The sequence below is a fragment of the Acinetobacter sp. Ver3 genome, from assembly GCF_000632455.1.
Taxonomy (GTDB): domain Bacteria; phylum Pseudomonadota; class Gammaproteobacteria; order Pseudomonadales; family Moraxellaceae; genus Acinetobacter.
On record NZ_JFYL01000072.1, the window covers coordinates 1 to 13,115 of the forward strand.

9 protein-coding genes and 3 pseudogenes are annotated in these 13,115 nt (G+C 40.7%); 8 read left to right on the top strand and 4 right to left on the bottom strand.

Features of this window, described 5'->3' with window-relative positions; translation table 11 throughout:
- Nucleotides 1-484 (top strand): S16 family serine protease (locus tag CL42_RS13715; RefSeq protein ID WP_035269731.1); only part of this gene is annotated, 484 nt, incomplete at its 5' end.
- Nucleotides 485-607: 123 nt separating this feature from the next.
- On the opposite strand, the pseudogene CL42_RS13720 reads toward CL42_RS13715, so the two are convergent.
- Nucleotides 608-844: pseudogene (locus tag CL42_RS13720) on the bottom strand (hypothetical protein); the annotation flags it as partial.
- A 292-nt stretch (nucleotides 845-1,136) separates the two neighbouring features.
- On the opposite strand from CL42_RS13720, the gene CL42_RS13725 reads away from it, so the two are divergent.
- From CL42_RS13725 to CL42_RS13755, 7 genes are all read left to right on the top strand, one after another.
- Entirely contained in the window at nucleotides 1,137-1,550 is a 414-nt protein-coding gene (locus tag CL42_RS13725; RefSeq protein ID WP_005401819.1) for a cation efflux protein, CzcI-like, read from the top strand.
- A 48-nt stretch (nucleotides 1,551-1,598) separates the two neighbouring features.
- Nucleotides 1,599-2,924 (top strand): TolC family protein, encoded by a 1,326-nt coding sequence (locus tag CL42_RS13730; RefSeq protein ID WP_035269736.1) that lies wholly within the window; start codon nucleotides 1,599-1,601, stop codon nucleotides 2,922-2,924.
- A gap of 1 nt (nucleotide 2,925) precedes the next feature.
- Nucleotides 2,926-4,155: an efflux RND transporter periplasmic adaptor subunit gene (locus CL42_RS13735; protein WP_016658777.1), complete on the top strand. Its 1,230-nt coding sequence runs from the start codon at nucleotides 2,926-2,928 to the stop codon at nucleotides 4,153-4,155.
- Complete coding sequence (locus CL42_RS13740) at nucleotides 4,145-7,285, top strand: efflux RND transporter permease subunit (protein ID WP_005028604.1); 3,141 nt, start codon at nucleotides 4,145-4,147, stop codon at nucleotides 7,283-7,285. Before CL42_RS13735 ends, CL42_RS13740 begins: the two co-directional genes overlap by 11 nt.
- 86 nt (nucleotides 7,286-7,371) lie before the next feature.
- The gene (locus CL42_RS13745) at nucleotides 7,372-8,271 is read left to right on the top strand and encodes a cation diffusion facilitator family transporter (protein ID WP_005028603.1); all 900 of its coding nucleotides are present in this window, start codon (nucleotides 7,372-7,374) and stop codon (nucleotides 8,269-8,271) included.
- A 494-nt stretch (nucleotides 8,272-8,765) separates the two neighbouring features.
- Entirely contained in the window at nucleotides 8,766-10,253 is a 1,488-nt protein-coding gene (locus CL42_RS13750) for a SulP family inorganic anion transporter (protein ID WP_035269740.1), read from the top strand.
- A 12-nt stretch (nucleotides 10,254-10,265) separates the two neighbouring features.
- Nucleotides 10,266-11,117 carry a universal stress protein gene (locus tag CL42_RS13755; protein WP_004726781.1) on the top strand — a complete coding sequence of 284 codons (852 nt, stop codon included), beginning with the start codon at nucleotides 10,266-10,268 and terminating at the stop codon, nucleotides 11,115-11,117.
- Between the two features lie 170 nt (nucleotides 11,118-11,287).
- Here the strand turns inward: CL42_RS13755 and CL42_RS13760 are convergent.
- The 3 genes and pseudogenes from CL42_RS13760 to CL42_RS16570 form a co-directional block, all read right to left on the bottom strand.
- Nucleotides 11,288-11,914: pseudogene (locus CL42_RS13760) on the bottom strand (pyridine nucleotide-disulfide oxidoreductase); the annotation flags it as partial.
- A 449-nt stretch (nucleotides 11,915-12,363) separates the two neighbouring features.
- Nucleotides 12,364-12,621 (bottom strand): hypothetical protein, encoded by a 258-nt coding sequence (locus tag CL42_RS13765; RefSeq protein ID WP_004726728.1) that lies wholly within the window; start codon nucleotides 12,619-12,621, stop codon nucleotides 12,364-12,366.
- 349 nt (nucleotides 12,622-12,970) lie between these two features.
- A pseudogene (locus CL42_RS16570) lies at nucleotides 12,971-13,115 on the bottom strand (cell filamentation protein Fic); the annotation flags it as partial.

The window sequence follows — 13,115 nt, forward strand, 5'->3', positions numbered from 1 at the left end:
ACTTCAAGTCACTAAAGGTTCAGGAAAATTGGCGACATCTGGCTTATGGAATTCAAGTAGTGCCAAAGAACAGGTCAAGATTGCTTTTGATTACTTCAAGGCCAATGCATCCCGGATCTCGGGGGGGAGTAAGGTGCTGGAACATGATTTCCATTTACATGTGGTGGAATTACAGAATACCGGCCCGCTCAGCCATCTTGCTCTGCCAAGTTTAGTGGCTTTCGCTTCTGGCCTCTTAGGACGATCGGTTCAAAGTCAGATGGTGGTACTGGGTGATATGAGCTTGGGTGGTTCAGTGACACCGGTGGAAAGTATTGCCGAATGTCTGCAAGTTGCTTTTGATGCGGGTGCCAAGAAGGTTGCTTTGCCAATGAGTAGTGCGGCAGATATCCCAACGATTCCTGTGGAACTGTTTACCAAGTTCCAGACCAGCTTTTATGCAGATCCGGTAGATGCTGTGTTTAAGGGGCTAGGGGTGGATTAATTTCATATCTGTCTGGAAGAGTTACAGTAGATTGTTTTAAATTCAGTTTCTCAAGTTAAACACCATGTTGTAGAAGCATAATACTGCCTCTTTTAAAGAGCTAGTATTTTAGGGGGGATTACCCTTCATTTTTTCTTGATCAGATATCTGTTGTACTTTGACAGGATTTTGTTGATCTAAATATTTTTGATACCAAACACGCAATGTTTCAGGAGTACAACCGATTTTAGGATCAATAGCTGTGATTGCTGCCCAAGTAGAAGGATAATCTTTTTCAGATTCAATTAGTAATTGAACCGCTCTTTCTCTGATTTCAGGGGGCAATTTTACTTTGCCATTTGTAAGGTAAAAGGGGTCAATTTTAGAATGCCGTTGACAATGTATCGCCTTTTGAGTTTGAAGCAATGTACAATGATAAGATTAACCCGTTAGGTCAGGTGGCCTAACTTAAATAAAAAGTCTCCGACAAACCCGGTACGGTTCACTATCTATTGTTATTCTTACCTGAAATTGATGTGAGCTTATAGAGACAAGGTAAATTTGCAAAAGTGCCGGCTATTCAGTGTTCATTGAATGTTTAATTTAATTTATTAAGCTTGACCTTGGAGTGGCTCTAAGCCTTATACTTGGTACAAATTTTTCGATTGTTATGATGATGCGTTCTACTACATGGATTACAGTCTTGGTTGGATTGTTCATGTTCCAAAGCTTTTGGAATGTGGCGGCGGCCTTTTGTGTCCATGAACAACAGCCTCAATCACAGCAGAGTTATCATTTTGGTCATCACCAAAATACCTTGTGTGCCAGCGATAGTCGTCAACACGATCATAATGGACAGTCAGAAAACATAAAAACATTCAGTAGCGATTTAGAAATCGGTGAAGATCATCAAGATCATCTACCATCGATGACGCATTTGATTGTACAAAATGAAAAAGTAGATGTGTTTCATCCAAGCTCTGAAGTTAAAGTGAATCCACAATTTCATTGGAAAAACAGCTATCAGGCTCCTGACCTGTTTCAACAAAGCCCACCTCCCAAATTTTCCCCGCTCATGGTGGGGTAGCCTAAAACATTCCCACCACTTTTATTATTTAAATAAGTGGGAAAAATCATGTCTTCACAATCAATTATACTCTTGCGTCATAGCTTGGTTGCTTGTATATGTGCAGCGGCTATGCAATATAGCTATGCTGAAAACGTTACCAGCTTTGAATCCGCTTTAGCAAAAGTACAAAGTTACCAGACTCAAGACAAGCTGTGGCAACAAGTTCAGCAAATATCTGAATTGAATATTCAGCAAAGTCGGTTATGGCAGAATCCAAGTATAAGTTTAGAACAGTCTGGCTTTGGCTCAGGTCAAGAACAGGAATTCAATGTTGGCGTTAGTCAACCTCTAGATCTATTTGGTCAGCGTAAGCTGAACCGGGTGATTGCCAATACCTCGAATCAACAAATCCAATTGCAACAGCAATTATGGAAGGCACAAAGCCAACTGATTGTTAAATTTGCATGGTCGCAATTTGCACTTGCTGAGGTTGAGCAGTCTGCTTATTCAGTACAGTTAAAAACAAGTAAAGCCAATCTGGACAGTGCCCAGAAACGCTATCAGGCAGGCAGTATTGCCCTGGTTGATTTTGAGCGTACCCAAATTGAAGCGCTAGAAATCCAACGACTTTATCAGCAAGCGATGCTGAATAAACAAGCTGCCGGTCGTCAGCTGTCTAATTTGTGGGGGGGAGAAACATCTTCACATCTTCAATTGAATAAAACCGCTATCCCTTGGCCAGAGCAAAGTCTCCAAACTGTGCAACGGTATATTGCTGAAGGGTGGCTAGAAAAATTCTATGCCTTGAACATTCAGCAATCGGATCATCAAATTGAAAATTTAAGAATTCAGGCACGTCCCAATCCGACTTTAAATGTAGGCATGAAACGTAGCAAAACCCCTAATGAAAGCAACGATACGACTTTGGCAATCGGCGTGGCTATTCCACTGAATATTTTCAACCGCCAGCAATATGCGATCCCGATGGTCCAGCAACAGCAAATATTGCTGAACCAACAGCAGCAGCGTGAGCTGAAGCAACAAATACTCAATATTGCCAACAGCATGCATCAGCTCAAAGGTTTACGTAGCCAGTTCGATGCCACAACAGCACAAGTTACTTTGGCGACCAAAGTTCAGAGCCGTACTTTACAAGGGTTTCAGGCAGGGAAACTGTCCATTACCGACGTTCAGCAAGCAACCACCCAACTGCAGAATCTTCGATTGGGTCAATTACAAATTCTACGTCAAGCTTGGCAAACTGCCCTCGCAGCTGAGGCACTCAGTATTGGCACAAGTTATGAAGAAATTAGCCGTTCGGATGCCTATACACAACTGAATAAAAAGGCAGTCGAAGCATCGCAAAATTTAATCAATGGGGGAGCACGATAAAATGAACGCCAAGCAAAACGGAAAAATATCCCAGTCTCTCATGATTGCAATTTTGATTCTGATTACGGTCTTGGTCAGTCTGGTTATTTGGTTAAGTTCAAAAAAAACTGAATCTGAGGGGCATGGTCATGATGAGGGAAATGCCGAACATTCTGATGAAGATAGTTCTGAAGAAGGACATGCTGAAGAAGGCGAAATACAACTGACCAGCCAACAAATGGTTGAACAAGGTTTAAAAGTTGCTGTTGCATCCACAGGATTGGTTGAAAAGCTGACAACCCTGCCAGGTAAATTGGTGGTGAATACCGATCAACAAGCGCATATATCGCCTAATTTTAGTGGTCATGTCGAGCAGGTCAATGTGGCTTTAGGACAGAGCGTGCAAAAAGGACAAACGCTGGCTGTACTAATCGTGCCTGAACTGATCGACCAACAGGCAAATCTGCGTATGGCACAGGTGAATCTGGATTTGGCCCGTAAAGATTACCAGCGCGAACAGCAACTCTGGTCACAGGGGATTTCTGCCAAACAGGATTACCAGCGTGCCGAAAATGCCTACCGTCAAGCGCAGATTACTGTCCAGTCCTCACAAGCACGTTTAAATGCATTAGGTGCAAGTGGCAATAACAATGGGCGTTTTCTGATTAAAGCACCGATCTCTGGGGTGATCAGTCAAAAAGATATTGTGGTCGGTGAAAATGTGCAACTGGCTAATCAGCTCTTTGTCATTGAACAGCTGAAAGATTTATGGCTTGAGTTTAATTTGCCGAATCAATTCTCAGGTCAACTGCAAGCCGGGCAAAAAATTGACTTTAAAGTGAATGATTCAGATCAAATCTATAAAGCTACTGTACAAAGCTTAACCTCTCAGGCAGATGTACAAACAGGGCGTCTGGTGGTGCGCGCAAAACTCGATGCGCAAGCTACTGAGTTGCGTTCTAATGTGTTAGTGAGAGTGTTGATTCCGGAAGCTACAGCAAAATCAGCCCTTCGGATTCAAAAGTCTGCGCTGCAAAGTATTGAAGGTGAAGACAGTATTTTCATCGTAGATTCAGAACAAAAAGGTCAAGTCCACTTAAAAGCACAGAAAGTGCAATTGGGGCAGGCTTCAAGTGATGGACAATGGCTTGAAGTGATTTCTGGGCTGACTGAAGGGCAGAAGTATATCGCTCAAGGCAGTTTCTTGTTGAAATCTGAATTAGAAAAAGACGAGGCAGGCCATGAACATTAATTCTGATCTGCCAAAACCAGAAGGTTTATTCGAACGAATCATTCAGTTTTCCATACAAAATGCGATTTGGGTGTTGCTCTTTGTCTGTACCTGGATTGCGGTCGGGGTGTATAGCTATCAGAAACTCCCGATTGATGCTGTACCCGATATTACCAATACCCAAGTCCAGATTAATACTCAAGCCAAGGGTTTTACTGCGCTTGAAGTCGAACAGCGGATTACCTATCCCATTGAAAATGCCATGGCTGGCATTCCGGATCTGGAGCTTACCCGTTCCATATCCCGTTATGGACTCTCTCAAGTCACCATTGTCTTTAAAGATGGGACTGATATTTATTGGGCCCGTCAGCAGATTAACCAACGGATACAGGAGGCGCAATCTGAGTTGCCTGCACAAATCGCACCGACGATGTCCCCCGTTTCTACGGGTCTCGGTGAGATTTATCAATGGGTACTGAAGGCAGATCCGAATGCGAAAAAGCCGGATGGAACTGCATACACGCCGATGGATTTGCGTGAGATTCAGGACTGGATTGTGCGTCCTCAACTGCAACGTGTTAAGGGAGTTGCAGAGGTCAACAGTATTGGTGGTTTTGAAAAAACCTATGTGGTCTCTCCCGATTTAAACCGGATGCAGCAACTGAATATCTCATTAGAACAACTGCAACAGGCTTTAGCGCAAAATAATGAGAACCGAGGTGCAGGTTATATTGAAGACAATGGTCAGCAACTGACGGTACGTGTACCGGGTACATTCAATGGGCTTTCTGATATTGAGAACACCATGCTGGGTAGCCCAAATGGCAGCCCAATTCGGGTTGGTGATATTGCGCAAGTCTCTATTGGGCATGATTTAAGAACCGGTGGGGCAACCTATAACGGCAAAGAAACCGTTTTAGGGATTGCCATGATGGCGATGGGTGGAAATAGCCGGACTGTTTCTAAAGCTGTGGATGCCAAGCTTCAAGATATTCAGAATAGTTTGCCTAAAGGGGTAGTGATTGAACCGGTGTACGACCGTACTACCTTGGTTGAGAAGGCGATTAAAACCGTTCAGAAAAACTTGGTAGAGGGAGCAATCCTGGTCATCATCATTCTGTTCCTGTTTTTAGGGAATATCCGTGCTGCCTTGATTACTGCCTGTGTCATTCCACTCTCTATGCTGTTTACCTTAACCGGGATGGCACAGAAAAATATCAGTGCCAATCTGATGAGTTTAGGTGCACTCGATTTCGGCATCATTGTCGATGGTGCTGTGGTGATTGTCGAAAACTGTATCCGGCGTTTAGCCCATACACAGCAACTGTTAAAACGACCTCTCACACAAAGTGAACGCTTTAAGGAAGTTTTTCTGGCTGCCCGCCAAGCACGTCGTCCTCTTATTTTTGGTCAGCTTATTATTTTGGTGGTGTATTTGCCGATTTTTGCTTTAAGTGGTGTAGAAGCAAAACTATTTCATCCGATGGCTTTAACCGTTGTTCTCGCACTGGTGGCAGCTATTATTTTATCGATCACCTTTGTGCCCGCTGCAGTTGCTTTATGGGTTAAAGGGGAGATCAAAGAAACGGAAAGCCGTTGGATGATCTGGCTCAAAACCCGATATCAACAGATATTGGATGGAGCCTATCATTACAAAGCGGTGGTTTTAACTTTTGCCATTTGTCTCCTGGTCATTACGGGTCTGCTCAGCACGAAGATTGGCAGTGAGTTTGCACCCCAGCTGAGTGAAGGTGATTTTGCGGTACAGCAATTACGTTCTCCAAGCACAGGCTTGGAAGAGTCTTTACGTATTCAGGAAAATACCGAAAAGCTTTTACTGAAAAACTTTCCCGAAATTAAAGCTATATTTGCCCGTACCGGGACTGCTGAAGTGGCGACAGATGTGATGCCACCGAATATTTCCGATGGTTATATCATGCTGAAACCACGTGAGGAATGGCCAGATTCAAAAGAAAGCCTAGATGCACTTCGAACCCGAATGGAAGCTTATCTTGCGACAATTCCCGGCAATAACAGTGAGTTTTCTCAGCCTATTGAGCTACGTTTTAATGAACTGATTTCAGGTATACGCAGTGATGTGGGGGTGAAGGTTTTTGGTGATGACATGCAGGTTTTGAATACTGAGGCTGCAAAAATCGCGAAAATCATTCAGCAAGTCGCAGGTAGCAGTGCGGTGAAAGTTGAACAAACTTCGGGTCTGCCTTTACTCAATGTAGAGATTGATAAAGCTTTAGCTGCCCAGTATGGCTTGAGTGTGAAATCTATTCAGGATGTGGTGGCTGCAAGTATTGGTGGACAAAGCGTGGGAGAGATTTTAGAAGGCGATCGTCGTTTTGATTTTGTTATCCGTCTTGGAGAGCAAGACCGTAGTGTCGCATCTGTTTCCCAGTTACCTATTCAGCTTCCAAATGGTGGCAGTATTTTATTGTCGGATGTCGCGCAAGTCTCGACCATTGAAGGAATCAACCAAGTCAGTCGAGAAAATGGTAAACGCCGAGTTGTGGTTACAACGAATGTTGAAGGGCGTGATTTAGGGTCTTTTGTTTCTGATGTACAGACACAGCTCAAAGCATACACTTTGCCAAGTGGTTATTGGATAGAATATGGCGGTCAGTTTGAAAATTTGGCTTCAGCCAAAGCACGGATGCAAATCGTGATTCCACTGGCTTTAATCACTATCTTTATTTTACTGATGGCGGTCTTTCACAATGTCAAAGAAAGTCTATTGGTCTTTACCGGGGTACCCTTTGCCTTGACCGGTGGTGTGCTGTTCCTTTGGCTAAGGGATATTCCATTATCGATGTCAGCTGGAATTGGCTTTATTGCCTTATCTGGTGTTGCAGTCCTCAATGGACTGGTAATGCTGACCTTTATTAAGGAATTAAGGGACAAATATCCAGTGCATAAAGCCGTGTGGCAAGGGGCTATTTTGCGCTTAAGACCAGTGTTGATGACAGCTTGTGTGGCTTCACTGGGTTTTGTACCAATGGCGCTGGCAACCGGAACAGGGGCTGAGGTTCAACGGCCACTGGCAACCGTAGTGATTGGCGGGATTATCTCTTCAACATTACTAACTTTGGTGCTGTTACCCGTGCTTTATCGTTGGATAAATGAAAAGAAAGTTTCTTAATCCAATAGATTAGTCGATTTACAGCAGAGATATTGGCTGTTATCCAATATCTCTGCTCATCATAAATAGAATAAGGAAAATATTTTATGTCAGAACATCATGATCATAGCCATGCGGTTGTTACTGAAGAAAATAGTAAGAAGTTAATGGTTGCCTTAGGTTTAACGACCACTTTTTTAATAGTAGAAGTTGTCGCTGCTTTTATTACCCAAAGTTTGGCTTTGTTATCTGATGCAGCTCATATGTTTACTGATGTAGCCGCTTTAGCTATTGCTCTTGCCGCTATCAAAATTGGTAAAAAAGCCGCAGATGATAAAAGAACTTTTGGCTATCAGCGATTTGAAATTTTAGCGGCTCTGTTTAATGCGGTGATGCTTTTTGTGGTAGCAATATATATTGTATATGAAGCTTATCAACGTTTTACGAATCCTGCTGAAATTCAAAGTGTTGGAATGATGATTGTCGCGGTCATTGGTTTGGTCATAAATTTGATTTCAATGAAAATCCTTTCTGCTAGTGCTGAAGGAAGTCTAAATATAAAAGGTGCATATTTAGAAGTTCTTAGTGATGCTCTAGGATCGATAGGCGTGATTATCGGAGGAATAGTTATTTATTTTACCCAGTGGATGTGGGTTGATACCGTAATCGCTGTGTTAATTGGCTTCTGGGTCTTACCTCGAACTTGGATTTTATTAAAACAAAGTATTCATATTCTGCTTGAAGGAGTTCCTGATGAGATTGATATTGAGTCGTTAAGAAATGATTTATTGAAGCTAGAGGGCGTTGAAGGGATTCATCAGTTGAAAGTCTGGGCTATATCCTCAAGAAATATTCATTTAACTGCTCATTTGGTTGCTCCGAATAGCAATACAGATCAACTCTATCAAAAGGCCTTAGAAGTTCTAAAACATAATCATAATATTACTGAAATTACGTTACAAATAGAAAATACGAAATGTAATACATTGAACCAACATAAACACTAATTTGGACTTTAGTCTTCATATAGATGTTTTGTGTAACTTTAAAGTATGCTCTAAAGTTACACTAAAGTGTTGATCTAAGAAAAAGTATCAATTTTTATCTACCCTTTGTAAAATTTATATCACTTAAGCGCAATCCCAATAAAATAAGCATGTACAAAATAAAAGTAGCTGTCTTTAACTGCTATTTTTGATGGTTGTTCAAATCCATTTCTTCAAGGGAACATCATTGACTCAAATTTTTATTTGCAGAAGTGTCCTATATTTTCTTTCAAATTGCGGCTAGGGTGGATATAAAAGGACCTAGCTGCTATCATTGCCCCCGAAATCCTCCAAAATAGATATCTTTCTTAATATGACACTTACGCCACCATAAGTTTATTTACCTCTTAATTCAGTAAATAACTCATCACTGTCTAGTGATGTGGTGTAGTAGCTTGTGTGTCATATATCACATCACTAGCCTTTCCTAAAATTTAAAAAAATAGGCTATTTTCATGTTATCCACTATTCGAGAACAATGGTTCTCCAATATTCGCGGGGATGTTCTTGCGGGTATTGTTGTTGCTTTGGCTCTAATTCCTGAAGCAATTGCCTTCTCCATCATTGCAGGTGTCGATCCTAAAGTCGGGCTATATGCTTCATTCTGTATTGCAGTTGTGATTGCTTTCGTAGGTGGTCGCCCTGGTATGATTTCTGCTGCAACTGGTGCAATGGCTTTATTAATGGTCACACTGGTTAAAGACCATGGTCTGCAATACTTATTAGCAGCCACAATTTTGACAGGATTTATTCAAATCCTAGCAGGTTATCTAAAATTAGGTGCTCTGATGCGGTTTGTATCAAAGTCAGTCGTGATTGGCTTTGTGAATGCCTTAGCTATGCTAATTTTTATGGCTCAATTGCCTGAACTCACCAATGTGACATGGCATGTCTATGCGATGACAGTTGGAGGTTTAGCTATTATTTATCTATTCCCTTATATCCCAGTGATAGGGAAGCTTTTACCCTCTCCTCTCATTTGTATTGTCCTCCTTACGCTCTTTGCCTTGTTCATTGGTTTAGATGTAAGAACCGTAGGCGATATGGGGCAATTACCAGATACGCTACCAATTTTCTTACTTCCTGATATTCCTTTAAATCTTGAAACTTTAGCTATTATTTTGCCTTATTCACTGGGATTAGCAGCCGTCGGTTTGCTTGAATCTATGATGACCGCAACAATTGTGGATGATTTAACCGATACCAATAGTGATAAAAACCGTGAGTGTAAAGGACAAGGTGTTGCCAATGTCGCATCTGGCTTTTTAGGCGGAATGGCAGGCTGTGCCATGATTGGTCAATCCATTATTAATGTGAAATCTGGTGGACGTACCCGTTTATCATCATTTAGTGCTGGGGTCTTCCTGTTAATTATGGTGGTGTTTATCAGTGACTGGCTCAAAGTCATTCCAATGGCTGCACTGGTTGCGGTCATGATCATGGTAGCAATCGGAACATTTAACTGGGATTCATTACGAAATATTCGCCAATATCCAGTTTCTAGCAATATCGTGATGATCGTTACAGTCGTCGTGGTCGTTGCAACACATAACTTGGCTTATGGCGTATTAGTCGGTGTACTTCTTTCTGCATTATTTTTTGCCAATAAAATTGAACGCTACATGGCAATTCAGTCCGAATTTAATGAACCTGAAAATACCCGTATTTATACGGTAACAGGTCAAGTGTTCTTCAGCTCAGCAGATAAATTTACTTCTGCATTTGATTTCAAAGAAGCACTTTCAAAAGTTGTGATTGATGTTAGCCAGGCTCACTTCTGGGATGTGTCTGCGGTCGCTGCCGTAGATAAAGTGGTCATTAAGTTTAGACGTGAAGGAACAGAAGTCGAACTTATTGGAATGAATGAAGCCAGCAAAACCTTAGTCGATAAGTTTGGTATCCATGATAAGCCAGATGCTTTAGATCGCTTAAATAGCCACTAAGAGGGATGAATTATGTCAAAAATTATTGCATGTATTGATGGATCATTAGCAACAAATACCGTTTGTGATTATGCAGCTTGGTTTAGCGATAAACTTAGTTCACCGCTTAAGTTATTACATGTTATTGATAAGCCAAAAGCGAAAGCACCACAAGATTTAAGCGGTGCAATCGGCTTGGGAAGTCGAGAAACATTGCTAAATGAGTTGGTTGAACTTGAAGAGCGTAAGGGGAAGATTGAGCTAGAGCATGGCCAAATTCTTCTTCGGGAAGCAAAGAATTATCTATTGGAGAAGTTCTCTATTGATGCTCAAAGTTTTCAACGTCACGGCAGTCTTTTAGAAACAATTATGGGAATGGAAGAAGACATTCGAGTTCTTATTATGGGGAAGCATGGAACTGAAACCGAGCATGATTCCAGTAAAGTTGGAACCCATATTGAAAATGTTGTTCGTGCCCTTCATAAACCCGTATTAATAACATCTGCACCCTTTAGTCCACCTAAGTCTTTTTTAATTGCTTTTGATGGAAGTCCTACTGCACGTATTTGTGTAGACAAAATTGCAAATAGTCCTTTATTAAAAACCCTGACAGCTCATGTGGTATATGTTGGTAAGCCAAATAGTGATATGACATCTCAAGTTACTTGGGCAAAAGAGCTGCTTGCAAATAATGGTTTTAATGTAATTGATATCGTACTTGAAGGTGATGTCGATAAATCAATATTAGATTACCAAGAGAAAAACGCTATTGATATGATGGTGGTTGGTGCATATGGTCACTCAAAGATACGCCAGTTTTTTATTGGGAGTACGACGACCAAATTGTTGTCAAGCTCAATAAAACCTGTACTTTTATTGAGATGACACTAAAGCCTTGAATAGATTTTTTATCTATTCAAGGCTTGGTATTTATAATTAGGTAGGGCGACTAAAATTATGAAAATGGAATTACTTTAACTCACCTGATATAGCTGAAGCATGAAAGTAAAAGAATTGGCTTTAAAATCATCTAAGGGAGTAGATAGCTTATTTTTCTAAAGAATTTTAGTATCAACTTCGTGTAGATAAGCAACGATTTCATCCACTGTGGCTCTCGCTGCCCTTGAAACACCCACCAGTGTCGCTGAACCAGGTCCGGTCCATTCACCATATCCTACTAACCATAGGTTAGATTGTTTGACTGATCTGCTTCCTTCAACCAGTATCGTATTATTTTCCTCTACTATTCCAAGTGGCTTTAAATGGTCTAAAGTCGCTTTAAATCCAGTACACCAAATCACTGCATCAACCTGTTGAAAAGATCCATCTTCCCAAATCACGCCATTTTCCGTAAAAACCGAAAATGGGCGCTCACTATGTAAAACGCCTCGTGCACGTGCATCTTTGACTGAATCAATCATGACAATATCACCCAGACCGCCAACAGGCTGATCTATTGTACGGCCTTCTAATTGTGCCTTTAAACGCTCTGTCGCACGTAAAAACAGTACACGGCCATCAACATCATCTGCTAAAAATTGAGGAGGTGTTGGCGTGATCCAAAGAGTGTCTGCCACTTGGGAAACTTCAGCCAAAATTTGTGCTCCAGAATTTCCACCACCGACTATCATGACGTGCTTATCTTTAAAAAGTTCTGCATTTTGATATAACACTAAATATAAAAAAATTGGAAGAATAATTTATTAAATTATTGTTTTTATGTGGTTATTGGTGATGTTATGAATAATAATAACTTTTTTCTTGATGAATTTTACCTAAAAAAATTGATCAGATAATTTTCTTTAAATGTCATGCATACATAAATTTGACAGTTTGAAGGGATCGGTATGTGCATTTTTCACAAGGTTAAAGATCGACCATAAATGTGATAAACGGCAGAGGATCATTGAAAAATGAATGGATTTAAACACTACATGTATGCACGAAAAAAAGTATCGCTGCGGTTCTGCTGACAGGCTGTATTGAGCATTGAATGCAAATGATGTAGTAATTGTCTACAGGCTATAGGACCAGCATGAAGAAGAATGAAATGTAGTTGCCAATTTATAACCTTGGTTGAAAAGCATAGCATTGTTATTCGGAGAAGTGAGGTAAGCCATCCTTCTCTTATTCATTTAAAATGATTCTTACTCAACTGATCTCGACTCATGGGCTGGTTCCAATTAGACGGATAATAACTTCCATCCCCTATCTTTTTCTTACCACATTTCTTGCATTTAATCCCTTCTTTGGAGATTTGATTCAGCATCACTGTTGTCGGTTGAATCAAATCAATGACATAGTTCGTTGGTTCAGGAAAAGCAGAAGAGGCTGCTTTATTGCAAAAGAGAACATTCGGATCAAATGGATTGGATTGCACAAAAGCCATGATACAGCCACAGAGTAATTCACCTGCATGTAATCTGTAACATCCATTCAGGTCATCAGACGAAGATTAATCTGAAATTTAAGCACTAAACGCCATAAATCTATGTATGGGCAGACTTTTTTGAGACATATGTTGATAAACATGCGGCAAGTTACATTGCTTAAAAGTCTATCTAAGTTAACGATCTATTCAATTCTGGATAAGTAATCTGAATATTACGATCCTAAATTACCCGAAGAGTATTAAGATTTCTAAGAATCGTGATTGTTGGTTTATTTGGGAAATTAATCAGTGGATTGAAGCAAAGATGATGGCTCATTAAGGATTGTGGGCTTCGACTACTTAAATTTTAGGTATTTTGAATAAAGCATATTTCAAAAATCTTAATTAATGGATTTAAATTACCATAAAAACCTTCAATATTGGCTTGAATCCATTGTTGTTGAGAGTCAATGCGAGACCAATCAATACCATAACCACAATGAGCAATCAGA

What these genes read in the sequence shown, in the direction of transcription:
- CL42_RS13725 (WP_005401819.1), top strand. Translation starts at nt 1,137, where the DNA reads ATGATGCGTTCTACTACATGGATTACAGTCTTGGTTGGATTGTTCATG.
- CL42_RS13730 (WP_035269736.1), top strand. Translation starts at nt 1,599, where the DNA reads ATGTCTTCACAATCAATTATACTCTTGCGTCATAGCTTGGTTGCTTGT.
- CL42_RS13735 (WP_016658777.1), top strand. Translation starts at nt 2,926, where the DNA reads ATGAACGCCAAGCAAAACGGAAAAATATCCCAGTCTCTCATGATTGCA.
- CL42_RS13740 (WP_005028604.1), top strand. Translation starts at nt 4,145, where the DNA reads ATGAACATTAATTCTGATCTGCCAAAACCAGAAGGTTTATTCGAACGA.
- CL42_RS13745 (WP_005028603.1), top strand. Translation starts at nt 7,372, where the DNA reads ATGTCAGAACATCATGATCATAGCCATGCGGTTGTTACTGAAGAAAAT.
- CL42_RS13750 (WP_035269740.1), top strand. Translation starts at nt 8,766, where the DNA reads ATGTTATCCACTATTCGAGAACAATGGTTCTCCAATATTCGCGGGGAT.
- CL42_RS13755 (WP_004726781.1), top strand. Translation starts at nt 10,266, where the DNA reads ATGTCAAAAATTATTGCATGTATTGATGGATCATTAGCAACAAATACC.
- CL42_RS13765 (WP_004726728.1), bottom strand. Translation starts at nt 12,621, where the DNA reads ATGGCTTTTGTGCAATCCAATCCATTTGATCCGAATGTTCTCTTTTGC.